Source organism: Marinobacterium rhizophilum, assembly GCF_024397915.1.
Classification (GTDB): Bacteria; Pseudomonadota; Gammaproteobacteria; order Pseudomonadales; family Balneatricaceae; genus Marinobacterium_A; species Marinobacterium_A rhizophilum_A.
Genome location: NZ_CP073347.1, coordinates 3,819,296 through 3,843,472 on the forward strand (window position 1 = coordinate 3,819,296; position 24,177 = coordinate 3,843,472).

Below are 24,177 nucleotides of genomic sequence, written 5' to 3' on the forward strand. Positions count from 1 at the left end.
AACGGATCACCTTGACCATGCCGACAAAGGATACCACCCAGGATCGCCCCGTTATTCTGGTGGATGACGAGAAGCATATTCGTCTGGCGGCCGGCCAGACGCTGGAGCTGGCCGGTTACGACGTAACGACCCTGGAGCGCGGCGAGCGGGTGCTGGAGCTGCTCAGTGACGACTGGAACGGCGTGCTGATTTCCGATATCAACATGCCCGGCATGGACGGGCTCGAACTGCTGGAGCGGGTGCGGGCCATAGATGCGGATCTGCCCATGATCCTGATTACCGGCCACGGCGACATCTCGATGGCGGTGGCCGCCATGCGGGCCGGTGCCTACGACTTTATCGAGAAACCCTTTGCCGCTGACCTGCTGCTGGATGTGGTGCGCCGGGCCATGGAAAAGCGGGCCCTGACCATAGAGAACCGGCGCCTGACGCTGGAGCTGGAAGCCCAGAGTGCGCCGGGGCCGCGCTTGCTGGGCAATGCCCCGGCGATTAAACAGCTGCGCCGCCTGCTGCACAGCATCGCCGATGCACCCGCCGACATCATGATCCAGGCGGAAACCGGGTCGGGCAAGGACCTGATGGCGCGTTATATCCATGAGCACAGCGCGCGACGCGAGCACAATTTCGTCGCCATCAACTGCGGTGCCGTACCGGAAAACCTGATCGAGTCCGAGCTGTTCGGGCATGAAAAGGGCGCCTTCACCGATGCCCGAAGCCGGCGTATCGGCAAGTTCGAACACGCCAATGGCGGCACCTTGTTTCTTGACGAAATAGAGAGCATGCCACTGGCGCTGCAGATCAAGCTTTTGCGGGTACTGGAGGAGCGCGCCATCGAACGGCTGGGCTCCAATGAGCTGATCGCGCTGGACCTGCGGGTAATCGCCGCCAGCAAAACCGACCTCAAGGCGCTGGCGGCCCGGGGCGAGTTCCGTGAAGACCTGTATTACCGGCTCAATGTGGTAAGACTCGACATACCGCCATTGCGCGAGCGGCGCGAGGATATCGGTTTGCTGTTTCAGCATTTCGCCCTCATCGCCTCGGCGCAGTACAACCGCGAGATACCCACGCTGTCGGCCGAACGCTTGCACAGCCTGATGCTGCACGACTGGCCCGGTAATGTGCGTGAACTGCGCAACCTGGCCGAACGCTACGTGCTGCTCGGTGAGTCCGGCAGTTTTGATTTTGATGACCGCCTGATTACCGACAGCGATGGCGGGGCCACGACCTCGCTGCCGGACCAGGTGGAGCGTTTTGAAAAAATGCTGATCCAGGCGGCGCTGTCGCGCAGCGGTGGCTCCATCAGGGACACGCTGGAGTTTCTCGGTTTGCCGCGCAAGACGCTCTACGACAAGATGAAAAAGTACGGCCTGGACAAGAGCGACTTCAAGTAAAACGCCTCCTGTGGCGGTTTGGGGGGATATCCGCCAGGCACGCCCGCGACGCCTCCCTGTTGATGGCACATCTTCAGCCTCATCCGCTCACAGGCCCCCTCGCACCTGGGCAGAACTCCCCTTGCGCTCTGGCCGCTGGGCTGAATTTCGCCTCCACTGTCGGCGCCATGGCTGTCGACGCTGCCGTGTGCTGCTGACGACTTTGGCAACAGGCCCCTTTAGCGGTATCACCGGCCCGTGGCGGGCGTTTGCGCTGCCTGGGCAGGGCCGCATTGCAAATGGGTGGTTCTCCGCCTATCGGTGTGGTTTTTATGGGTGGATATCCGTCATTTCCCGCTGTTTTTCCATTTCGCTGCTACCCTAAACAAGGCTTATGAGCGCGGCGCGCCTTGCTTCTATGGGTTTTTTTGGGTGTTGGCACGCTACATGCTTATCTGTTTGTGCTGTAAACGTCTGTGGCCGGATGCTGCCCTTGGCACAGGAGCCACAGACACACACCCTTGATGGAGACACAATAATATGAAAAACCTCACTCTGGCCCTGTCTGCGCTGGCGCTGTCTGCGCTGGCGCTGTCTATATCTGCTACTACGGCATTCGCCGCCTGCGAGAGCGGCGAGATTGTTGCCAAGCTGAGTCATGTGACCGGCGGAACCACACACCCCAAGGTGGTTGCAGCCAATAACTTTGCCCAGCGCGTTAACGACGAAATGAACGGCGTGATGTGCGTTGAGGTGTTCCCGAACTCCACGCTGTTTGGCGACAGCAAGGAACTCGAAGCCCTGCTGCTCGGAGACGTGCAGATTCTGGCGCCCTCGCTGTCCAAGTTCGGCTCCTACAGCTCCAAGTACGGTGTTTTCGACCTGCCGTTTATTTTCAAGGACATGGACGCTGCCATTCGCTTCACCCAGTCTGAATCTGGCAAGGGTTTGCTGAACGAAATGCAGGATGTCGGCTTTGTCGGCCTGGGCTACTGGATGTCCGGCATGAAGTACTTCTCGGCCAACAAGCCGCTGATTGCCCCGGCGGACGCCCAGGGCATGAAGTTCCGCGTGCAGACCTCCGATGTGGCCAAGGCCATGATCGAAGCCATGGGCGCGTCGCCGCAGCCGATGGCCTTTGCCGAGGTTTACGGTGCCCTGCAGACCGGTGTGGTGGATGGCCAGGAAAACACCTGGTCCAACATCTATACCCAGAAATTCTTCGAAGTGCAGGACAGCGTGACCGAAACCAACCATCAGCTGCTGGCCTACCTGTTCATGACCTCGTCCGAGTTCCTGGATGGGCTGGAGCCCGATGTACGCACTCAGTTTCTCGCCATCGCCGATGAGGTGACCCAGGCGGCGAACGAAGACGTTAAGGCGGCTGAAGCGGCCAACCGTGCCAACATTCTGGAAGCCGGTGGCAAGATCAATACCCTGGACGCGGATCAGCGTCAGAAGTGGGTCGATACCATGAAGCCGGTCTGGGATCAGTTTGAAGGCGAAATCGGTGCTGATCTGATCAAGGCCGCAGCCGGCTCCTGATGGCTGCGCCCGGCATCAGCGACTGATGCCGGGTCCGGGCCTTCTTTGCAGGGCGAAAGCCCGCCTGCTCCGTTGAGTCGGAGCTCGCAGCTGTTGCTGCCCCCATGTCTGTTTCCTTTAATTCGTTCCAGGCTGGCCACGGCCTGATCCCTGAATGGTGTCTCTTATGGACTACTGGCCGCACTTATATCTACTGGTCTTCATCATTATCCTCTGGATTCTGGAGAAGCTGTTTCCCTCCACGATGGCCAAGGCCGAAGAAAACCTGCTGGTGCTGGTGATCAGCTCGATCATGCTGGTGTCGTTCGGCCAGGTCATCGCTCGCTACGGTTTCAATACCGGCTGGTCTGCCGCGCTTGAGTTCAACACGCTGGGCTTTTCGTGGCTGATCCTGCTGGGCATGAGCTATGGCATCAAGACCGGCATTCACCTGGGGGTGGATATCGTGCTCAATGCCGTGCCGCACAAAGTGTGCAAGGCGCTGTCGCTGTTCGGTGCCTTCGCCACCCTGATGTACGGCCTGATCCTGCTCGACTCCACCTGGCTGGCCATGCTGGGCGTGGATGTGCGCGGCGGGGCTATCGAGTACTGGGCCAAGATGTACAAGATTGGCATTGGCGTGGAAGAGCTGCGTTACCCCGCCTTCATGCAGGAAGCCTTTGGCTTTCAGCCGCGTGTACACCGCTGGCTGGTGCTGGTCATATTGCCGATCAGCCTGGCGCTGCTGATTTACCGTTCCTTGCAGGCGTTCATCGATATCTGGCGGGACAAGCGACCCATGCTGATCAGCGGGCATGAAGCGAAGGACCTGGTGGAAGAAAACTTGAACATACTGAAAGACTGACTGAGGGACGCCTGTCGTGGATGCAATAATTCTGTTTGTGATGGTGCTGGGCCTGCTGTTTCTGGGCCTGCCGGTCGGTATCTCGCTGGGATTGTCTTCGATCCTGTTTATCACCTTCTTTTCCAGTGATTCACTGTCCTCGGTGGCCATATCGCTGTTTGGCGTCGGCCAGCACTATACGTTGCTGGCCATCCCGTTCTTCATTCTGGCCTCGGCCTTCATGTCCACCGGGGGGGTGGCCAAGCGCCTGATCAATTTTGCCATCGCCAGTGTCGGACACTTTCGTGGCGGCCTGGCCATGGCGTCGGTCCTGGCGTGCATGATGTTTGCCGCGCTGTCGGGCTCCTCGCCGGCCACGGTGGTGGCCATCGGCAGCATTGCCATCGCTGGCATGTGCCAGGTGGGATACTCCAAGGACTTCGCCTCCGGGGTTATCGCCAACGCCGGTACCCTGGGTATCCTGATTCCGCCGTCCATCGTCATGGTGGTCTATTCCGCTGCGACGGATGTGTCCGTCGGGCGCATGTTCCTGGCGGGCGTGATTCCGGGGCTGATGGCCGGCTTTATGCTGATGCTGGCCATCTATGTGGTGGCGCGTATCAAGAACCTGCCGGCCGAGCCCTGGAAAGGCTTTGGCGAGATTGTACGCGGCGGCAAGGAAGCGGGCTGGGGTCTGTTCCTGATCGTGATCATCATGGGCGGCATCTACGGCGGTGTCTTTACGCCGACGGAAGCGGCCGTGGTGGCAGCGGTCTATGCCATGCTGATCGCGCTCTTTGTCTACCGTGACATGGGACCGCTCAAAGAGATGCCCTGGGTCTCTGACAGTGATACCGATGTGGCACGGGTGGGCTTTAATGGCAGTGTGTACGGCGTCTCCTTCTTCCTTGTCTGGATGATCATGTCGTTCTTTGCAACCGCCCAGAACGAATCGATCACCGCCGGTGAACGTGCCGTCTGGGGCCTGGGCATGAGCCTGGTGATCGCGCTGTTCTATATCCACAAGCGCGGCAAGCACCTGGGCGCGCCCCTGGTGCGCTGCCTGGTGTCCAGTCTGCCGATCTGGCGCCGCAACCTGGTCGCCATCGGGCGCAGCTTCTTCCCGGCCATCGTCGGAGGGGAAAGCCGCAAGGTGATTCTGGAAGGCACCAAAACCACGGTGATGCTGATGTTCATCATTGCCAACGCGCTGCTGTTCGCCCATACGCTGTCGTCCGAACGGATTCCGCAGATGGTGACCGAGTGGATGCTGGATGCGGGCTTCAACTGGTTTACCTTCCTGATCGCGGTCAACGTGCTGCTGCTCATTGGTGGCCAGTTCATGGAGCCCTCCGGTTTGCTGGTGATCGTCGCGCCAGTGGTATTCCCCATTGCCATGGCGCTGGGTGTTGACCCGATTCACCTGGGGATCATTATGGTGGTGAACATGGAGATCGGCATGATCACGCCCCCCATCGGGCTGAACCTGTTCGTGACGTCGGGCATAACGGGCATGAGTCTGACGCGGGTGGTCAAGGCGGCGATGCCGTTTGTGGCCGTGCTGTTCGTGTTCCTGATCCTTGTGACCTACATCCCCTGGCTGTCGACGTTCCTGCCCTACAGCATCATGGGGCCGGAGATTATCACCAAGTAGCGCAGCCCCTAAGGCCTGCTGATCGCCCCGAAAGCCACCTGCCTGTGCAGGTGGCTTTTTTAGTGGGTGTCGCACGCTGGAGGCTGCCTTGGAAGGATGGCCAATGCCTGCCAGAAGGCTATAATGGCTGCCTCTCGTAACTCAGTCAGGGCAAGGCAGTGCTAGGTTTTCTTGCGGCAATTTGGGGGTTTGGCGGCATCGCGCTGCTGTTCGGCAGTGCCATTTATCGCCTGGGACAGATCAGCTGGCAGATGTTCAGTCAGCCGCTGAGCGGGTACCACTGGGCAGCGCTGGTGTTCAGTCTCATATTCATGGGCTTTTCGGAAGGCTACCGGGGCTTTCAGTGCGGCTTTTCGCCCCGGGTGGCTGCTCGCATTCATTACCTGTCGCAGCACGTCACGCCGCTGCGCCTGTTGCTGGCACCGCTGTTCTGCATGGGCTTCTTTCATGCCCAGCGCAAGCGCCAGATCATCACCATCTGTCTGACCCTGGGCATCATCCTGCTGGTACAGCTGGTGCACCTGCTGGCCCAGCCCTGGCGTGGCATTGTTGATGCGGGCGTCGTACTGGGGCTGGTCTGGGGGATGGTTTCATTGAGCATCTTTACGTTGCAGGCGTTTTTTGGCCGGGACTTCAGGCACTCGCCTGAAACGCCCTGACGCGCGGCGTTCATAAAACGGCAAAGACTGGGTGTCAGACTGTAACAAGGTCGGCGGGAATGCTTTTGTGCACTGCACAAAAAAATGCTTGATCCTGGCCACGTTCGCTCTATAATGGATTTAATTGTGCGGTGCACAACAACTTGGAGAAGAGAGCAATGACCATGTCCGTAGATTTCCAGAAGCCTTTTGAAGCCATGCAGAACCTGATGAACATCCAGGTTGCCGCTATCACCAAATCTGTTGAACAGCAGAAAAAAACCGGTGAAGAGCTGGCTGCTTTCTTCAAGGTCGAAGTTGAAAAAGCCAAAGAACTGAAATCACCTGAAGACGTGATCAAGTTCAATGTTGATACCAACAAGGCACTGTTCGAGCTGCTGAAAGGCCAGGGCGAAGCTTTCACCGCTATCGCCAACGAAGCGCGTGAATCCGCGACTTCCGAGTTCAGCAAGCTGTCCAAGTAAGCTGCCACAGAAGTATTCCGGGGTAGTGACCTGACGCTGCCTGGCAGAGTCAGGCCACACACCTCTAGAAAGGCCCCGAAGACGCATGTCTTCGGGGCCTTTTTGCATTGTAGTCCTGGCTCTGGCGCGAGGGGACGGCGGGCTGTTTCGGCGTGGCTGGGCGGATGGACGGGCGCTTGTTGAAATTTTTATTGTGCGCTGCACAAAAATGTTGTCAGTCCGCATTGGATGGGTATAATCAGCATTATTGTGCAGTGCACAATTTAACTGAAGAGGATCGATATCATGAGTGCCAACGCGACTATCAAGACAGCTTTTGAAACCGTGCAGTCTCTGGTTGAACTCCAGACCAGCACCATCAGTCAGTCCATCGAGCTGCAGAAGAAGAACGGCGAAGAGCTGGCTGCATTCTTCAAAGCCAATGCCGACAAGGCTCAGAAACTGAAATCGCCCCAAGACCTGGTGGCGTTCAATCTGGACTCCAGCAAGGCGCTGTTCGAGATGATCAAGGCCCAGGGCGAAGCCTTCAGCGGCCTGGCCACCCAGGCTCGCGAAGCGGCAACCGCCGACATCTCCAAGCTGGTCAAGTAAGGGCGTTCAGTCAGCCCATGAAAAAGCCCCGGCGGTGCAAACCGCCGGGGCTTTTCTGTTTTTGGAGCCGGCAGCGCCTGGCCGCCAGCGGATGGCGTCTAGCCCAGAAACAGGCGGTACGCGGTGTTGTCGGTTTCATCCCAGTAGTTGTAGCCGATCTCGGTCAGGAATGCCTTGACCTGTTCGTGCTCGCTGGCAGGCACCTGCATGCCCACCAGTACCCGACCGTAGGCGGCGCCGTGGTTGCGGTAGTGGAACATGGAAATGTTCCAGCGCCCGCCCAGCTTGCTGAGGAACTTCATCAGTGCGCCGGGGCGTTCCGGAAATTCGAATCGAAACACCACTTCGTTGCTCACGTTTGCCGGGGCATGTCCGCCCACCATGTAACGGATGTGCAGCTTGGCCATCTCGTTGTCGGTCAGGTCGATGACTTCTTCCAGGTGCTCCTGCAGTTCGCTCAGCAGGGCGGCGCGGCCAGGCCCCTCGGCGCTGGTCTGGATGCCGGCAAAGACGATGGCCTCCTTGTCATCGCTGTAGCGGTAGTTGAACTCGGTGATGTTGCGTTTGCCGAGCGCCGCGCAGAACTTGCGGAAGCTGCCGGGGCGCTCCGGTATGCGGGCGGCGATGATGGCTTCGCGCTTTTCACCGACCTCCGAACGCTCGGCGATATGGCGCAGGCGGTCGAAGTTGACGTTGGCGCCGGAGTCGATGGCGATCAGGGTACGTTCGCTGCATTGCTCCCGGGCGACATATTTCTTCAGGCCGGCCACGCCCAGGGCGCCGGACGGCTCGCAGATCGAGCGGGTATCATCGAAGATATCCTTGATGGCGGCGCAGATTTCATCGGTGGTCACGGTGATGACTTCATCGACATACTGCCGTGCCAGGTCGAAGGTGTGCTGGCCGATCTGGGCCACGGCCACGCCTTCGGCAAAGATCCCCACCTGTGACAGCTTGACCCGATCATCGGCAGCCAGCGCCGCGTGCAGGCAGGCGGAGTCTTCGGACTCGACGCCGATGACCTTCACATCCGGGCGCAGGTACTTGATATAGACTGCGATGCCGGCGATCAGGCCACCACCGCCTACCGGGACGAAGACGGCATCGATCGGGCCGCTTTCCTGGTGCAGCAGTTCCATGCCAATGGTGCCCTGACCGGCGATAACATCGGGGTCATCGTAGGGCGGTACATAAACCAGCCCCTTTTCATCGACCAGGCGTTCGGCATGGGCCTTGGCTTCCTCAAAGGTATCGCCGTGCAACACGACCTTGCCGCCCATTGCCTTGACGTTGCTGACCTTGATGTCCGGCGTGGTCTTGGGCATGACGATGGTGGCCTTGACGTTCATGTGGCGCGCCGAGTAGGCCAGCCCCTGGGCGTGGTTGCCTGCGGAGGCCGTGACCACGCCCTTGGCCTTTTCTTCAGTGCTGAGCTGGGCCATCTTGTTATAGGCGCCGCGCAGCTTGAACGAGAAGACCGGCTGCAGGTCTTCGCGCTTGAGGAGTACCCGGTTGTCCAGCCGTTCGGACAGGCTGCGGGCGTAATCCAGCGGGGTCTCGATGGCTACGTCATAGACACGCGCCTCCAGAATCTTCTTGATATATCGATGAGCCATGGGAATGCAGTGCCATAAGTTAGGTCTGGCGGCGCGGGTCGCGGCCGCAAAGAGCAGGAAATGGTATAAGCTGACACCGCTTTCGTCTACAAGCGCGCCGGCACAGGGCGTATAATTTGTCGCCTTACTAGCATACGGGTTCAAGTGTGATGACGCAGGATGAAATGAAGCAGGCTGTAGCGCGGGCGGCTCTGGATTATATCAAGGGCGGTTTGAAAGACGATTCCATCGTCGGCGTGGGCACCGGTTCCACGGCCAACTTCTTTATTGACGAGCTGGCGACCATCAAGCACCAGTTCGAGGCCGCGGTGGCCAGCTCCGAGGCGACCGCCGAACGGCTGCGCGCTCATGGTATTCCGGTGTATGACCTGAACGCAGTGGCGGGGCTTGATACCTATGTTGATGGCGCCGACGAGTTTGACGCCGGCCTGAGCCTGGTCAAGGGAGGCGGTGGTGCGCTGACGCGGGAGAAAATCGTCGCGGCGGCCTCGAAGGAATTCGTCTGCATCGTGGACGCCTCCAAGCAGGTGCCGGTTCTTGGCGCCTTCCCGCTGCCGGTGGAAGTGATTCCCATGGCGCGCTCCCTGGTCGCTCGGGAGCTGGTGCGCCTGGGGGGGCAGCCGGAACTGCGCGAAGGCTTTGTCACCGACAACGGCAACCTGATTCTGGATGTCTACAACCTGGAAATTCGTGAGCCCAGGGCATTTGAAGCCGAGCTCAACAACATCGTCGGTGTGGTCACCAACGGGCTCTTTGCCCGCCGTGGCGCGGATGTCGTGCTGATGGGGACCCGCGAGGGCGTCGAGACCATCAAGGCGCAGTAAGCCAGATCCGATCTGCTGCTTCCCGGGGGCGGGAGGCGGCGGGGCCGCTTAGTGCCTGAGGGTGTCGATGATTGGACAGTCTGAAACGGGCCCCTCGCCGGAGCACAGTTCGGACAGCTGATGCAGCGAGAGCTGCAGTTCGCGCAACTGCGTGATTTTTTCTTCGATCTGCGCAATGCGCAGTTCAACTTTCTGCTTTACCTGCGCCGACTCCGCATTGGGGTCGAGCTGCAGCAGTTCCTGAATTTCATCCAGGCTGAACCCGAGCGACTTGCAGCGCACGACAAAGTGCAGGCGTTCGAGGGTATGCTCGTCATAGCAGCGGTAGCCCGAGGGCAGGCGCCCGAGGGGACTGATCAGGCCGCGGCGTTCGTAATACCGGATGGTTTCGACGCTCAGGCCCGATCCTTTGGCGATATCGCCGATGCGCAGCTGTGGCACGTCAAGCGCCTGCTGGCCGCTGGCGCAGCGCTCCTACCACTGTACGATCTTCACCAGCGCAATGCTCACCGGCATGGTGATCCACAGCATCGCCAGCAGGTTGATGAAAAGCCAGCCGTAGCCGGCAGTATCACGGAAGTTTTCGTCGTGATGTGCCATGTCGAGTTCCTGTTTGTTAAAGTTTTGAACGCCAATTTGCGGCGATTCTACCAATAAAATAGCAGCCTTTATAGTTCGCCCGCAGCCCGTCAGCTGGCCTTGAGCAGGCTGTAGCAGCGCGCCTGGTCCAGCGGTTTTCGAATCAGCGCACCTATGCCGGTAAAAAGCAGCGCCGACAGCGGAGGCAGCACCAGCCAGTTCAGCGGATGCAGCGTCAGGGGAATCTGCAGCACCCGGGCATGAATCAGCCAGAGAATGGCTTCGCAGGCCAGGGCCGCCAGAGCGCCACAAATCAGGCCGAGCCAGAGCAGTTCGAGCAGGTCGAGCTGGCGACTCTGGGCTGGCGTGGCACCCAATGTCTGCAACAGGGCGCTTTCATAGCGGCGTCGTTCCAGTTCCTGCATCAGCGTGACCACCAGCAGCAAAAGGCCGGCGAACAGTGTCAGCAGCAGGATCATGCTGGAACTGTCCACCAGCTTTTCGATCAGTGCCTGGGCCTGGTTGAGCAGTTGATCGATGTCGATCAGGGTCAGGGTCGGAAACTGCTGTAACAGCGTGCGGGCAAGCGTGCGCTGGTCGTCCTCCAGCCGCAGGGCGGTGATAAAGGTCGCCGGCAGGTTGTCCAGCGCGCCGGGCGAAAAAATCACGTAGAAGTTGGGTGTGAATGACTCCCACTGTACTGCACGAATATTGCTGACCCGTGCCTCGAGCAGCTGGCTGCCGATCTGGAAACCGAGACTGTCGCCAGTGCTGATTCCCAGGGCCTCGGCCAGGTCCTGTTCCACCGAAATCTGTGGTTCGGATGGCGTGCCCTGCCACCAGCTGCCACTGAGCAGACTGTTGTTGGTGGGCATCTGTTCGGCCCAGGTCAGGTTCAGCTCGCGTCGCAGCGCATTGTGTCGGCGTTGCTCCTCCGTCAGCGGTGCTTCGGCCAGGGGGGCACCGTTCAGGCTGCTGATGCGACCGCGGATCATGGGGTACAGGGCCGGGCTCAGTTCATTGTCGGCGAACAGCTGGTCCAGCGGCTCCTTTTCCCAGGGCTGGATATTGATCAGGAAGTAGTTGGGCGTATCCGGCGGGAACTGGGTACGCCACTGTTGCAGCATGTCGCCGCGGGCAATGATCAGGGTCGCCAGCAGGGTCAGCAGCAGTGTCATGGTGGCGGCCTGCAGGCGGTGCCACTTGCGTTGCTGGCGGATACGCAGGATCAGCAGGCTGCCAAGGCGCATGCGGTGGCGCAAGCCCGCGGCCAGGCGTTGCAGCAACGTCTGGGCGAGCCAGCCGACCGCCAGGCCGCTGAGGGTCAGGGCGCCGAGCAGCATCAGGGCCAGGGTAAAGGACTCGATGTAAAGGCCCATCAGTGCCGCCAGCATGACCAGCCCCAGCAGCTGGAACAGGCGCGGGCGCAGCCCCGTGGGCAGGCTGGTTTCACGAAAGAGCGCGACCACCGAAACCTGGCTCAGGCGATAAAAGGCCGGCAGTCCCAGAGTCGTCAGCAACAGCAGGCCGATCAGGGCACCACTGGCCATGGCACCGACGCCCGCCTGGGGCACGGGCTGTGGCAGCAGGTCACCGAGCAGCTGCACCAGCAGGTGCTGCAGCCCAAAGCCCAGGGCCGTGCCGAGCAGGGCGCAGAGCATCCAGCCAAACAGCAGCTGGTAGCCATAGAGCAGCAGTAGCTGGCGGCTTTCCAGCCCCAGGCTCAGCAGCAACGCGGCCCGGGAATGCTGCGCGGCATTGTAGCGGCGCAGGCTCAGGGTAATAGTCAGGGCTCCGAGCAGCAGTGCAAACAGGGCGCTGAGGCGCAGGTAGAGTTCGGCGTTGCGCAGCGCCCGCCCGGTCATGGGTTGATCCGCCTGCAGCGAAAAGAGTCGCTCGTCGGGCCCCAGGTTCGCCCGCAGCTGTTCTTCCAGTACTGCGACTGCCTCGGCAGGCCCGGCAAACAGCTGGCGGTATTGCACCCGGCTACCCGGTGCGATTACGCCGGTGGCATCCAGCGCATCGGCCCGCATGATGAGCCCGGGGCTGAAGCTGCGAAAGCCGCTGCCCCGGTCCGGCGAGCTGATCAAGCGATGGCTGAGGCGAAACGTGCTGTAGCCCAGCTGTACGGTATCGCCGGGTTGCAGCTGCAGCATTTCGAATATGCGTGGCTCCGCCCAGGCGGTGCCGGGCTCGGGGATGCCCGGGTGCTGCGCAGGCTCCGTGACGATAGCGCCTCGCAGCGGGTAGGGGTCGGTGACAGCCCGCACCGACACCAGCATCATTTCGTCGCCGGCTTCGAGCATGGTAGGGAACTGTGCCACCTGGCTGCTGCGAATATCTCCCTGTGCTGACAGTGCCACCGGTGCTTCGGCGCGCAGTACCAGGTCGGCTCCCAGTAGCTCGGCGGTACGTCGGCTGAGGCTTTGTTCCAGCCGGTCGCCCAGCTGGGTCAGTAGCGAAATCAGTGTGATGGCCACCAGCAGGGCTGCCAGCAGGGCACGCCATTCCGGGCTGCGCAGGCTACTGCCGGCCTGCTGCCGGGCGAGGCGAAAAACAGCCCGGCTCATTGCAGGGCCTCCAGTAGCTGACCCTGGCGTAACTGCAGGCGGCGCGAGCAGCGACTTGCCAGCTGGCTGTCATGGGTAATCAGGATCAGGGTGGTATGTTGCTGGGCATTGAGTCCAAACAACTGCTCGACGATGCTGGCGCCGGTTTCGCTATCCAGGTTGCCGGTGGGCTCATCGGCAAAAAGAATAGCGGGCCGGGTGGCGAAGGCGCGGGCAATGGCGACGCGCTGTTGCTCGCCGCCGGACAGCTGTCCCGGCAGGTGCTCGGCCCGGCTCGCCAGTCCCACCTGGGCCAGCCAGTGCCGGGCCTGCTGCTCGCTGTCGGTTTCGCCGCGGATTTCCAGCGGCAGGCGCACGTTGTCCAGCGCACTGAGCTCCGGCAGCAGGTGAAATGACTGAAACACGAAACTGACCGAGCGGGCGCGCAGGCGGGCACGGGCGGTCTCGTCGAGCTCGGCCAGATTCTTGCTGGCCAGCCGGATAATGCCGGCTGTCGGCTGATCCAGCCCGGCCAGCATGCTCAGCAGGGTTGACTTGCCCGCGCCGGACGGGCCAATAATGGCAACACTTTCACCGCGGCGAACCTCAAGGTTAAGGTTTTCGAACAGTTGCAGTTCGCCGCTTTGGGTGTGGAATTTTTTGCTGACCGTGTGAGCCGAAACGACAACTTGATCTGATGATTCTGGAGAGTCCATGTTCCGCCTGCTGCTGTTTGTCTGCGTGTTATTGATACCCGGTATCGGGGCCGCACAATCCATTCTGGTTCTGGGAGACAGTCTGTCCGCGGCCTACGGCATGCCGGTGGAGCAGGGCTGGGTGGCCCTGATGCGCCAGCGTATCGAACAGCAGTCCGCCGGTGTGGCGGTCGTCAACGCCAGCATTGGCGGTGAAACGACCCAGGGTGGCATTACCCGTCTGCCGGCGCTGCTGGAGCAGCATGAACCGGATATCCTGATCCTGGAGCTGGGCGCCAATGATGGCCTGCGGGGCACGCCCCTGCCCGTCATTCGGCAGAACCTGAGCCGGCTGATCAGCCTGGGGCAGGAGGCCGGCGCGCGGGTGTTACTGCTGGGAATCCGTTTGCCGCCCAACTATGGTCCTCGCTACAGTGAGGGTTTCTATTCTATCTTCGCAGAGTTGTCTGAGTCCGAACAGGTCGCACGAGTTCCCTTTCTGATGGAAGGTGTGGCGCTGGACCGCAGCCTGATGCAGGACGATGGTCTGCATCCCAATAGCGCGGCCCAGCCCAGAATGCTTGAAAACGTCTGGACCCAGCTGCAGGCGCTGTTGTCGGCGCCGCCTGCCCGGACGGTAACAGAGGCCGGCTGAGGCCGGCGGGTATCGTCGGCGCACAAAAAAAGCACCCGAAGGTGCTTTTTTCAATCGGGGTTTGCTTAGCCTGCCAGGTTGGCGTTGGCGAAGTCCCAGTTTACCAGGGCCCAGAAACCTTTCAGGTAGTCAGGACGCAGGTTGCGGTAATCGATGTAGTAGGCGTGTTCCCACAGGTCGACGGTCAGCAGTGCGGTCTGGCCGGAAGTCATCGGCGTGCCAGCGTTGCTGGTGTTGACGATGTCCAGGGAACCGTCGGCGTTCTTCACCAGCCAGGTCCAGGAGGAACCGAAGTTGTTGACGGCCTTGTCGTTGAACTCGGCCTGGAAGGCTTCAAAGGTGCCCCACTTGGCGTTGATCGCGTCGGCGATGGCACCTGAGGGCGCGCCGCCACCGTTGGGGGACAGGCTGTTCCAGTAGAAGGTGTGGTTCCAGATTTGCGCGGCGTTGTTGAAAACAGGGCCGGCCGGAGCGGCCATGATGACCTCTTCCAGAGTCTTGCCTTCGTATTCGGTGCCCGGGACCAGACCGTTCAGCTTGACCACATAGGTGTTGTGGTGTTTGCCGTGGTGGAAGTCCAGTGTTTCCGCAGAGATGTGCGGCAGCAGAGCGTCTTTGGCGAAAGGCAGCGGTGGTAGTTCAAAGCTCATGAGATTTCCCTTTTTTGTAGGTCGACAGGTTCAGCATAAAACTCGGTTTGTCGATTCCGTGGGTTCGACAGACGAGAGACTATAACACCGTTAAAGCGCCTTTTCATGGCACAGGATGCAGGGTTTTTCAATCGCCCTTTGGGGCGTTCCCGCGAGGCTCGGGCCGGCCTGGACTCAGTCGGTTGCCGACACTGAGCCGGCTTCCAGTTCCAGCCGGGTGCGCGCCATGTAGAGCGCGGCGATTGCCCGCCCTTCGCTGAAGTCCTCGCGCTGTACCAGGGCTTCCAGCTCGGACAGCGGCCAGTGTACCGGGTCCAGGGGCTCGGGTTCGTCGCCTTCCAGCTGGCTGGGGTAGAGATCCCGGGCCAGCAGGACTGTCATTCGGTGCCCCATATAGTTGGGGGCGCTGGTCATCTCTTTCAAGCGTTCCAGTTTGCGACTGCCAAAGCCGGCCTCTTCCTGCAACTCGCGATGGGCAGCCTGCTCGGCGTTCTCGCCCGGATCGATGAGCCCCTTGGGCAGGGTGAGGGGGTATTCATCGAGCCCGGCGGCGTACTCGCGGATCAGGACCACATCGCCATTGGCCAGAATCGGCACGATCATAACGGCGCCGCGACCGCGCGTGGCCAGGCGCTCATAGCTGCGTTCAACGCCGTTGGAGAAGCGCAGTTCCAGCGCCTCAACATGAAACAGGCGGCTGCGTGCAACGCTGGTTACCTTCAATATCTGTGGCTTTACGGGCATACTGATTGCGTACCTGAAACTGAATTCTGACCTGACCCCGGACGATCAAATGCTGGACTGGCGCGCCGTCGATACTGTTCTGCTCGATATGGATGGAACCCTGCTGGACCTCCATTTCGATTCCTACTTCTGGCTTGAGCATCTGCCGTTGCGCTATGCGCAACTGCGCCAGCTCGAGCCCGCAGACGCCCGGGAGTGGCTGCATCAGCGTATCACACAGGAGCAGGGCACGCTCAACTGGTATTGCCTGGATTACTGGTCCGAGCAGCTGGGCGTCGATATTACGGCGCTCAAGCGCGAAGTCGCCGATCGCATCGGTTTTCGGCCCCAGGTGAAGGATTTTTTGCAGCGCCTGCGCCAGCGCGGCATGCGTTCGGTGATTGTCACCAATGCCCATCGGGACAGCCTGAATATCAAGCTGCAGCTGACCGGCCTCGATGCGCTGGTCGACGGGATTGTCAGTTCCCACGATTTCCGCCTGCCCAAGGAGGATATCGAGTTCTGGACGCAACTGCAGGCGGTGGAGCCCTTTGACCCGGCGCGCACGCTGCTGGTGGATGACAGCCTGGCGGTACTGCGTTCGGCGCAGCGTTACGGCATCGCTCACCTGCTGTCCATTGTCCAGCCGGACAGCCAGGCACCGGCCCGCAACATCGATGAATTCCGGGCCATCGATCAGTTTGATGAACTATTCAAAGGGGGTGACCAGCACAATGAGTGATACCCAGGAGCACAGGGTGCGGCTCGACAAGTGGCTCTGGGCGGCACGATTTTACCGTACCAGGGCCACCGCCAAGGACATGATCGAGGGTGGCAAGGTGCACTACAACGGCCAGCGCAGCAAGTGCAGCAAGCTGGTTGAAGTGGGCGCCATGCTGCAGATTCGCCAGGGGATGGATATCAAGGAAATCGAAATATTGCAGCTGTCCGATCAGCGCCGCGGCGCCCCCGAGGCGCAGCAGCTCTATCGTGAAACGCCCGAGAGCATTGCCAAGCGTGAAAAACTGGCGGCCGACCGCAAGCTCAATGGCGGCAGCAGCCTGAATCCGCGCCACCAGCTCAACAAGAAGGACCGGCGCCAGATTCGCAGCTTTAAGGAACGTCAGGCTGAATGATTGGCCGCAAAGAACGGTAGTCGGCCGATGCCGGGCAAACGCGCCAGCTGTTCGAACAGCGGTGCGCACAGATGCATCAGCCTGATTGCGAGCCAGGCGCATAGCGGGCTGTAAAACGCCCAGGCCAGGGCAACCAGCGCCGTAAATAGACCACCAACGTAGTTGTCGCTGAACCAGTGGGCACCACCGACCATGCGCGGCAGGGTAAAGGCCGCTGCGGTCAGCAGGGCCAGCACCGAGGCCAGGCTGCGGCGGCTCAGCATGATGAAGCCGGCCCAGAGCAGCAGGATGGCGGCATGATCACCCGGGAAGCTTGCTTTGGATGCATCCTTGGCATCTATGTGCGGTGCCAGCTCGCTCAGGCGGTAAACCGGCTCCAGCACCAGTGAGGGGCTCAGTCCCGCCAGCTGGAACAGGTCCGTCACTTCGTGCAGCAGCTGGCGCAGAACCAGGGCGATGAACAGCAGGGCAAAGAAGCCGACCAGTGCCTGCTGTAGCTGTTCGCGCTTAAAACCCAGGCCCGGGAACGTCAGTGACAGCAGAATCAGGATACCCGGCAGCAGGTCTGCCTCCCGCACGTTCATCCAGGCCCAGAAGCTCGCCTGGGCATCACTCTGGGCGACCAGTGCGTTCAGACAGTAGAAAATGCTAGTGTCCAGCTGGCGCCACAGCTCCTTCGTGGCCGGCAGCGTGAAGCTCAGCAGCAGCGCGGCGGCACACAGGTGCAGGGTAATCAGCGGTTTCAGCTTCCAGGTCCCTGGAAAAATGGAGATCTCGCGGTGCATGCTGGGTTCCGATTCGGTTGTGATAAAATGCGCCGAAATGGTAACACCGAGGCCCGTGGTCACTCTAGCAGCTTGCCGGACTTAACACTGATCTACTGCGAAAACGCCGATTTTGGTCATTTTGCCTACTCTTTTCCGTTGAATAGAACCACTATTCGCGGCAAAAGAGCTCAAAAACTGACTCAAAACGACCATTCCCTCGCTACGATCGGTCAAGCCCGTCAGGCTGCTAGCCGGAGGTTTGAGAATAGCCGCCTGCTCGCCCCTCGCTGTTGTAACGTCTGACTAACTGCGTACTGTTATTCCCTGCCCGATTCCGTGCAAGGCTGGGTGCGCGGCGCCTGTTGCGAGATAGATGCTGATGAGCAATTCCGATCAGATACAGCCTGTGCTGTTCGACAAACTTGATATTCGTGGTGTTTTGGTGGGGCTCGAGTCCAGCTATCAGCAGGTGCTGGAGCTGCACGACTATCCGCCCCTGTTGCAGACGGTGCTGGGCGAAATGCTGGCGGCGGTGAGCCTGCTGAGCTCGACGCTGAAGTTCGAAGGCCGCCTGATCCTGCAGGCGGCTGGTGAAGGCGCGGTGCAGATGCTGATGGCGGAGTGCAATCACCAGCAGGATCTGCGGGCCATTGCCCGTTATGAGGGTGAAATCCCGCAGGAGCAGGCCTTTAACGAACTGCTGGTGAACGGACGCCTGGCGATTACCATTGAGCCTGCCGAAGGCCGGCGCTATCAGGGTGTGGTTTCACTGGAGGGCGAGACCCTGGCGCGCTGCATTGAAAGCTACTTCAGCCAGTCCGAACAGTTGCCCACCCAGGTGCATCTGGTGGCGGACGGTGAGCGTGCAGCGGGATTCCTGCTGCAGGTCATGCCAGCGGCGGGCACGGCGGGCGAGGACTGGTCCCATATCAGCCAGTTGGGCGCTACGCTGAAATCCGAAGAGCTGCTGACGCTGGACAACGAAACCCTGCTGTATCGGCTGTTTCACGAAGAATCTTGCCGCCTTTTCGATGCGCGCCCGTTACGCTTTCATTGTGATTGCAGTCGTGAACGCAGCGGTAATGCGCTGCAGTTCATGACCCGTGAAGAGCTGCTGGCGATCGTGGCAGAAGAGGGCGCTGTTGGCGTGAGCTGTCAGTTTTGTAATGAACATCACAGCTTCGATGAAACGGATATTCTGAGCATGTTCTCGGACAGTGCCAATGTTCCCCGCTCCGATCTGCTGCACTGACGCGCCAGCCGGGGTGCGGTGCCGTTCATAGAATAGTCAATGTGTTATTTTTTGTGCGATAATGCGCCTCCCCAAATAAGTACTATAACCGCGAAAGGGGCGCGATTGGGTCTTTCATCTGCACGACAGCATCTGCTAGACAGGTAGCGTTATTGGCGCCTATGCCAAGGGAATCCAGTAATGACCATAGAAACTGAGAATACTGTACACACCAACCTGAGCCGCGCTCAGCTGGTTGAAAAAGCGATTGAGCGTGGTGAGGGTCAGCTGGCCGACTCCGGCGCGCTGGTCGTGACCACAGGCAAGCGCACCGGGCGCTCGCCGCTGGATCGCTTCATCGTCAAAGAGCCGAGCACGAGTGATGAAGTCGAATGGGGCAACATCAACCGTCCGTTCGATGCGGACAAGTTTGATGCGCTCTGGGAGCGGGTTGAAGCCTATCTGGCCGATCGGGAGCAGTTTGTCTCGATGGTGCACGTTGGCGCCGATCCGGGGCACTACCTGCCGGTAAAAATGACCACCCAGACTGCCTGGCAGAACCTGTTTGGCCAGAACCTGTTTATCCGCCCGGCGGACTACAACCCCAAGGGCAAGGAAGAGTGGCAGATCCTCAATGTCGCAGGCTTCCGCTGTGATCCTGAGCGTGACGGCACCAATACCGATGGCTGCGTGATTCTGAACTTTGCCAAGCGCAGGGTGCTGATTGCCGGCATGGAATACGCCGGGGAAATGAAGAAAGCCATGTTCTCGGTGCAGAACTTCCTGCTGCCGGAAAAAGACGTGCTGCCGATGCACTGCTCGGCCAACGTCGGCGACGATGGCAGCACCACGCTGTTCTTCGGCCTGTCCGGTACCGGCAAAACCACCCTGTCCGCGGACCCCGAGCGTTACCTGATCGGTGACGACGAGCACGGTTGGGGCAAGGGTGTGGTCTTCAACCTGGAAGGCGGCTGCTACGCCAAGACGATCAACCTGAGCCAGAAGAATGAACCCATTATCTGGGATGCCATTCGCTTTGGTGCCATCGTTGAGAACGTTGTGCTGAATGACGCCCGCACGGCGGATTACGTTGACACCAGCCTGACGGAAAACGGTCGCTGTGCCTATCCGCTGGAGCACGTGGAAAAACGTACCGAGCACAACCTGGGTGACGAGCCGCAGGCAATCATCTTCCTGACCTGCGACCTGACTGGCGTGTTGCCGCCGGTGTCGATCCTGAGCAAGGAAGCGGCGGCCTATCACTTCCTGTCCGGCTATACCGCGCTGGTGGGTTCTACCGAAATGGGCTCGGGCGGCGGCATCAAGTCAACCTTCTCCACCTGCTTTGGTGCGCCTTTCTTCCCGCGTCCTGCGCGTGAATACGCTGATCTGCTGATCAAGCGTATCGAAGAGTTCGGTTCCCGGGTCTACCTGGTCAATACCGGCTGGACCGGTGGTTCCTACGGTACGGGTCAGCGTTTCAGCATCCCGACGACCCGCAGCATTATCGCGGCCATCCAGAGCGGCGCCCTGGTCGATGTTGAAACCGAGCATCTGCCAGGCCTGAACCTGTCGGTTCCCAAGGCCGTTCCTGGCGTCGATACCGGGCTGCTGAACCCGCGCGAAACCTGGGCAGACAAGGGGGCATTTGATGCCACCGCCAAGGACCTTGCCGGGCAGTTCGTTGAAAACTTCCGCAAGTTCAGCGGTGTTGATGACAGCATCGTTGCGGCGGGCCCGAGCCTGTAAGGGCGAGAGTCTGCGCAATAAAAAACCCGCCCGGTTTGTCCGCGGCGGGTTTTTTAGTGTCCGCGCTCAGCTTCAGCGACGGCTACCGGCGCTAGTTGACCTGCAGGGTCAGACCCAGTGCTTTCAGGTATTCCGCTTCCTGCTCCAGGTCCGCCTGGGTCAGCGGGTGCTGTTCGAGCCAGCCATCGGGGAAGTTCAGCTGCAGCTGTTTGCCATCGACCTGCAGCTGCAGGTGGGGCAGCCTGATGCGGCTGCGATTGCGATTTAGCAGGCAGGCCAGGCGCAGCAGCACGGCCAGGCGTCTGCAGGCCTGCTGCCGGCTGTCGGGCAGCTGCTTGAAGTCGTCCTTGGGGAACTTGCGGCGGTGACTGCGGGCCAGCAGTGCCAGCTGCTGGCGATCAAGATTGGTGAAGCCGGCGATGTCCGAATTCTGCAGCAGGTAGGCGCTGTGTTTGTGGTACTGGGCATGGGAAATGGCCCGGCCAATTTCGTGGGTGTGTGCTGCCCAGCGCAGCATCTGGGCATGCTGGGGGTCGTCCAGCCCCCAGCTGTCGCGCAGTTGCGCCAGGGCCTGCAGCGCGCAGCGCTCGACACGTTCGGCCTGTGGGCGATCCACATGGTAGCGGCGCTTCAGCATGTTGATGCTGCGTTCGCGGATGTCTTCGAGCTGTAGCCGGCCCGCCATCTCGAACAGCAATCCCTCCCGCAGTGCACCCTCGGAGCAGGCCATCACGCGAATGCCCAGTGAGTCGAAGGCGGCGCTGAGAATGGCAAGCCCGGCCGGCAGTACGGCGCGGCGCTCGGCTTTGACTTCGGTAATGTCGTCAACATGATCATAGCTGAGTATCCTCTGGCGCAGCTGGTCCAGCGCCCGGGCCGTGATGTGTTCTTCAGTGAGGCCCAGGCTGATGCAGGCGTTGCGGATGGCCTTGATGGTGCCGGACGAGCCGACACAGTTGCTCCAGCCGATGCGGCGGTAGCCTTTCTGAATCGACATCAGTTCGCGCAGGGCCGCGTAGGTCGCCTTCTGGAAGGAAGCTTTGCTGATCCTGCCGTCGGGAAAGTAGCGCTGGGTAAAGCTGACACAGCCCATTTCGAGGCTTTCGAGCGCCCGGGGCTGGAATTTTTCGCCCAGTACCAGTTCGGTGCTGCCGCCGCCAATGTCTATTACCAGGCGCAGGCCATCTTCCGGTGGGCGGGTCTGGCAGACGCCCAGATAGATCAGCCTGGCTTCTTCGCGTCCGGGAATGATCTCCAGTGGCTTTCGCAGTATGCCTTCGGCCCGTTCGAGAAACTCGCGACTGTTCACGGCTTCGCGCAGGGCGTTGGTGCCAACGATACGGATCGAACGGCGGGGCAGGTCGGCAACGCGCTGGGCAAAACGGGCCAGGCACTCCAGACCGCGCTGCTGGGCCTCTTCGCTCAGCACCTTGTCTGCATCGAGACCGGCGGCAAGCTGTACCTTCTCTGACATGACGTCCTGCAGCTTGGTTTCGCCGTCGACGAGCTGGGCGACGACCATGTGAAAACTGTTGGAACCAAGGTCGATGGCCGCCAGCAGCGCTGGGGGCGTTACCGGCGCGGGGGTGAGACTCGTGTCGTTCATCTTTCTGGTGCGTACCATGCCACTGGATAAGAGCGGCTAAGAGTATCAGAATAATATGACGGTCGATGTTTTTATCCCCGTCGCCAGGTTGGCTTTACCGTAGCTGAAAACGTCATGATCCTCGCTTAGTGTTCACATTTTTTTATGCGCAATGGTATCATCGGCACCAGTTGAGGATATCCCGGCATAATTGCCCTGTCTTACCAGGGGCGTTTCGGCCCGGGAGTTCCGCAAAAGCAATAATATGAACACTTCGCGTGTTTGGAGAATGGATCCTATGAGCGAAAACATCGTTAACGTCACCGATGCATCTTTCGAAGAGGAAGTGCTCAAAGCAGAGCACGCGGTGCTGGTTGATTACTGGGCTGAATGGTGTGGCCCCTGCAAGATGATTGCACCGGTACTGGAAGAAATCGCCAAGGATTACGAAGGCAAGCTGAAAATTTGCAAGCTCAACATCGATGAAAACAACGAAACACCGCCGAAGTTCGGTATTCGTGGCATTCCGACCCTGATGCTGTTCAAGGGTGGCAATGTTGAGGCAACCAAGGTGGGCGCCCTGTCCAAGTCCCAGCTGGCAGCCTTTATCGACGCCAACCTCTGATTTCTGATTAGAAGGGCAGAAATGGGGTCGGCGTCGCCGATTTATATTTCTTGCCCTTCAGTCTGGACAGTCGCGACCCAAGCCATTATATTGACTGCGACTGCTGGGTACTTGTCGCCCCCTTTGACAAGCTTCAGACTCCCAGTCACTAGTATCGACCTCTGATTTTCTCCTGTTTTCCACCCTAACTTGGTCATTCGTGGCCCTTCTCCAAAGCATATGAATCTAACCGATCTGAAAACAAAAAGCGTTCCAGAGCTGCTGGAAATCGCGCAAGAAATGGGAATGGACAACCTTGCCCGTTCTCGCAAACAGGATGTGATCTTCGCAATTCTGAAGAAACACTCCAAAGGCGGCGAAGATATCTCTGGCGACGGTGTACTCGAGATTCTGCAGGATGGCTTCGGCTTCCTTCGTTCCGCTGATTCATCCTACCTGGCTGGCCCTGACGATATTTACGTTTCACCGAGTCAGATTCGCCGCTTCAACCTTCGCACAGGCGATACCATTACCGGCAAGATCCGTCCGCCGAAAGATGGCGAGCGTTATTTCGCGTTGCTTAAAGTCGATGAGATCAACTACGACAGGCCGGAAAACGCCAAGAACAAGATTCTGTTCGAAAACCTGACGCCGCTGTTCCCGCAACAGCGTCTGCGCATGGAAATCGGCAACGGCAGTACTGAAGATATCACGGCCCGCATCATCGACCTGGTGTGCCCCATGGGCAAAGGCCAGCGTGCGCTGATCGTGTCGCCGCCCAAGGCGGGCAAGACACTGATGCTGCAAAATATTGCCAGCAGCATCACCCGCAATAGCCCGGACTGCCATCTGATCGTACTGCTGATCGACGAGCGGCCCGAGGAAGTAACCGAAATGCAGCGCACCGTGCGCGGCGAAGTGGTTGCCTCCACCTTCGACGAGCCGCCGTCACGTCACGTGCAGGTTGCCGAGATGGTGCTGGAAAAGGCCAAACGCCTGACCGAGCACAAGAAAGACGTGGTGGTGCTGCTGGATTCCATCACCCGTCTGGCGCGTGCCTACAACACGGTGATCCCGTCGTCTGGCAAGGTGCTGACCGGTGGTGTGGATGCCCATGCCCTGGAGCGCCCCAAGCGCTTCTTCGGAGCGGCCCGCAACATTGAGGAAGGCGGCAGCCTGACCATCATCGCCACCGCGCTGGTTGATACCGGCTCGAAGATGGACGAAGTGATCTACGAAGAGTTCAAGGGTACCGGTAATTCCGAAGTGCACCTGGACCGCAAGGCGGCGGAGCGTCGCATGTTCCCGGCGATCAACATTCGCCGCTCGGGCACGCGCCGTGAAGATCTGCTGACGACCGAAGACGAAATGCAGCGCATGTGGATTCTGCGTCGTCTGCTGGATCCGATGGAAGATACGGCGGCGACCGAGTTTGTTATCGACAAGCTGAAGGACTTCAAGACCAACAATGAGTTCTTCCTGTCGATGAAACGCCAGTAAACATTGTTCCTGGTCTGGAAAAGGGTAAGCCTGTGCTTACCCTTTTTTGTACATGGGCTTGCTGGCCCTGCGACTACAGGGACGTTCAAGAGCCGGGCTGATGTCTGTAGCCTCAGGCTATCCACCGGTGCTGCTGCAGCCCCAAAGCATTCCGCCCCGGGCGGTGCTTTATTTGCAGGCGCCCTGCAACGACTGAAGTTTATCGATT

At 59.9% G+C, this 24,177-nt stretch carries 24 protein-coding genes; 15 read left to right on the top strand and 9 right to left on the bottom strand.

Annotated elements, in window-relative coordinates:
* Positions 1-17 precede the first annotated feature (17 nt).
* From KDW95_RS17130 to KDW95_RS17160, 7 genes are all read left to right on the top strand, one after another.
* A complete protein-coding gene (locus KDW95_RS17130; RefSeq protein ID WP_255853021.1) occupies positions 18-1,391 on the top strand; it encodes a sigma-54-dependent transcriptional regulator in 1,374 nt (457 codons plus the stop codon).
* Positions 1,392-1,910: 519 nt separating this feature from the next.
* Positions 1,911-2,915 (top strand): TRAP transporter substrate-binding protein, encoded by a 1,005-nt coding sequence (locus KDW95_RS17135; protein ID WP_255853022.1) that lies wholly within the window; start codon positions 1,911-1,913, stop codon positions 2,913-2,915.
* 166 nt (positions 2,916-3,081) lie between these two features.
* On the top strand, positions 3,082-3,759 hold the full coding sequence (locus tag KDW95_RS17140; RefSeq protein WP_255853023.1) for a TRAP transporter small permease: 678 nt from the start codon (positions 3,082-3,084) through the stop codon (positions 3,757-3,759).
* A gap of 16 nt (positions 3,760-3,775) precedes the next feature.
* Positions 3,776-5,392 carry a TRAP transporter large permease gene (locus KDW95_RS17145; protein ID WP_255853024.1) on the top strand — a complete coding sequence of 539 codons (1,617 nt, stop codon included), beginning with the start codon at positions 3,776-3,778 and terminating at the stop codon, positions 5,390-5,392.
* Between the two features lie 158 nt (positions 5,393-5,550).
* The gene (locus KDW95_RS17150; protein ID WP_255853025.1) at positions 5,551-6,051 is read left to right on the top strand and encodes a hypothetical protein; all 501 of its coding nucleotides are present in this window, start codon (positions 5,551-5,553) and stop codon (positions 6,049-6,051) included.
* 158 nt (positions 6,052-6,209) lie between these two features.
* Positions 6,210-6,515, top strand: coding sequence for a hypothetical protein (locus KDW95_RS17155; protein WP_255853026.1), 306 nt, complete (start codon positions 6,210-6,212; stop codon positions 6,513-6,515).
* Between the two features lie 285 nt (positions 6,516-6,800).
* Complete coding sequence (locus tag KDW95_RS17160) at positions 6,801-7,106, top strand: hypothetical protein (protein WP_255853027.1); 306 nt, start codon at positions 6,801-6,803, stop codon at positions 7,104-7,106.
* Between the two features lie 98 nt (positions 7,107-7,204).
* On the opposite strand, the gene ilvA is transcribed toward KDW95_RS17160, so the two are convergent.
* Positions 7,205-8,722, bottom strand: a complete 1,518-nt coding sequence (gene ilvA / locus KDW95_RS17165) for a threonine ammonia-lyase, biosynthetic (protein WP_255853028.1) — start codon at positions 8,720-8,722, stop codon at positions 7,205-7,207.
* A gap of 149 nt (positions 8,723-8,871) precedes the next feature.
* On the opposite strand from ilvA, the gene rpiA reads away from it, so the two are divergent.
* Complete coding sequence (gene rpiA, locus KDW95_RS17170; RefSeq protein ID WP_255853029.1) at positions 8,872-9,546, top strand: ribose-5-phosphate isomerase RpiA; 675 nt, start codon at positions 8,872-8,874, stop codon at positions 9,544-9,546.
* A 48-nt stretch (positions 9,547-9,594) separates the two neighbouring features.
* Here the strand turns inward: rpiA and KDW95_RS17175 are convergent, their stop codons facing one another.
* The 4 genes from KDW95_RS17175 to KDW95_RS17190 form a co-directional block, all read right to left on the bottom strand.
* Positions 9,595-9,987, bottom strand: coding sequence for a heavy metal-responsive transcriptional regulator (locus tag KDW95_RS17175; RefSeq protein WP_255853030.1), 393 nt, complete (start codon positions 9,985-9,987; stop codon positions 9,595-9,597).
* A 33-nt stretch (positions 9,988-10,020) separates the two neighbouring features.
* Complete coding sequence (locus tag KDW95_RS17180; RefSeq protein ID WP_255853031.1) at positions 10,021-10,146, bottom strand: hypothetical protein; 126 nt, start codon at positions 10,144-10,146, stop codon at positions 10,021-10,023.
* An 89-nt stretch (positions 10,147-10,235) separates the two neighbouring features.
* Positions 10,236-12,695 carry an ABC transporter permease gene (locus KDW95_RS17185; protein WP_255853032.1) on the bottom strand — a complete coding sequence of 820 codons (2,460 nt, stop codon included), beginning with the start codon at positions 12,693-12,695 and terminating at the stop codon, positions 10,236-10,238.
* A complete protein-coding gene (locus KDW95_RS17190) occupies positions 12,692-13,390 on the bottom strand; it encodes an ABC transporter ATP-binding protein (RefSeq protein WP_255853033.1) in 699 nt (232 codons plus the stop codon). Before KDW95_RS17190 ends, KDW95_RS17185 begins: the two co-directional genes overlap by 4 nt.
* On the opposite strand from KDW95_RS17190, the gene KDW95_RS17195 reads away from it, so the two are divergent.
* Entirely contained in the window at positions 13,389-14,024 is a 636-nt protein-coding gene (locus tag KDW95_RS17195; RefSeq protein ID WP_255853034.1) for an arylesterase, read from the top strand. The two genes, KDW95_RS17190 and KDW95_RS17195, sit on opposite strands and share 2 nt — an antisense overlap.
* Before the next feature lie 65 nt (positions 14,025-14,089).
* Here KDW95_RS17195 and KDW95_RS17200 read toward each other — a convergent pair whose 3' ends face one another.
* Together KDW95_RS17200 and nudE are read right to left on the bottom strand one after the other, a co-directional pair.
* Positions 14,090-14,674 (bottom strand): superoxide dismutase, encoded by a 585-nt coding sequence (locus KDW95_RS17200; RefSeq protein ID WP_255853035.1) that lies wholly within the window; start codon positions 14,672-14,674, stop codon positions 14,090-14,092.
* A 174-nt stretch (positions 14,675-14,848) separates the two neighbouring features.
* Positions 14,849-15,418, bottom strand: coding sequence for an ADP compounds hydrolase NudE (nudE, locus tag KDW95_RS17205; protein ID WP_255853036.1), 570 nt, complete (start codon positions 15,416-15,418; stop codon positions 14,849-14,851).
* A 49-nt stretch (positions 15,419-15,467) separates the two neighbouring features.
* Here nudE and yrfG point away from each other — a divergent pair, with 49 nt between their 5' ends.
* Positions 15,468-16,139, top strand: coding sequence for a GMP/IMP nucleotidase (gene yrfG / locus KDW95_RS17210; RefSeq protein ID WP_255853037.1), 672 nt, complete (start codon positions 15,468-15,470; stop codon positions 16,137-16,139).
* Entirely contained in the window at positions 16,132-16,533 is a 402-nt protein-coding gene (gene hslR, locus KDW95_RS17215) for a ribosome-associated heat shock protein Hsp15 (RefSeq protein WP_255853038.1), read from the top strand. The genes yrfG and hslR overlap by 8 nt, the downstream gene beginning before the upstream one ends.
* On the opposite strand, the gene KDW95_RS17220 is transcribed toward hslR, so the two are convergent.
* Positions 16,521-17,318 (bottom strand): phosphatase PAP2 family protein, encoded by a 798-nt coding sequence (locus tag KDW95_RS17220; protein WP_255853039.1) that lies wholly within the window; start codon positions 17,316-17,318, stop codon positions 16,521-16,523. The two genes, hslR and KDW95_RS17220, sit on opposite strands and share 13 nt — an antisense overlap.
* Positions 17,319-17,679: 361 nt before the next feature.
* Between KDW95_RS17220 and hslO the strand changes: the two genes are divergently transcribed.
* On the top strand, positions 17,680-18,552 hold the full coding sequence (gene hslO / locus KDW95_RS17225) for an Hsp33 family molecular chaperone HslO (RefSeq protein WP_255853040.1): 873 nt from the start codon (positions 17,680-17,682) through the stop codon (positions 18,550-18,552).
* A gap of 180 nt (positions 18,553-18,732) precedes the next feature.
* Complete coding sequence (locus KDW95_RS17230; protein ID WP_255853041.1) at positions 18,733-20,280, top strand: phosphoenolpyruvate carboxykinase; 1,548 nt, start codon at positions 18,733-18,735, stop codon at positions 20,278-20,280.
* A 91-nt stretch (positions 20,281-20,371) separates the two neighbouring features.
* Here KDW95_RS17230 and KDW95_RS17235 read toward each other — a convergent pair whose 3' ends face one another.
* Positions 20,372-21,886 (bottom strand): Ppx/GppA phosphatase family protein, encoded by a 1,515-nt coding sequence (locus KDW95_RS17235; RefSeq protein WP_255853042.1) that lies wholly within the window; start codon positions 21,884-21,886, stop codon positions 20,372-20,374.
* A 277-nt stretch (positions 21,887-22,163) separates the two neighbouring features.
* Between KDW95_RS17235 and trxA the strand changes: the two genes are divergently transcribed.
* Together trxA and rho are read left to right on the top strand one after the other, a co-directional pair.
* Positions 22,164-22,490 carry a thioredoxin TrxA gene (gene trxA / locus KDW95_RS17240; protein ID WP_255853043.1) on the top strand — a complete coding sequence of 109 codons (327 nt, stop codon included), beginning with the start codon at positions 22,164-22,166 and terminating at the stop codon, positions 22,488-22,490.
* A gap of 219 nt (positions 22,491-22,709) precedes the next feature.
* A complete protein-coding gene (gene rho, locus KDW95_RS17245; protein ID WP_255853044.1) occupies positions 22,710-23,969 on the top strand; it encodes a transcription termination factor Rho in 1,260 nt (419 codons plus the stop codon).
* Positions 23,970-24,177 lie beyond the last annotated feature (208 nt).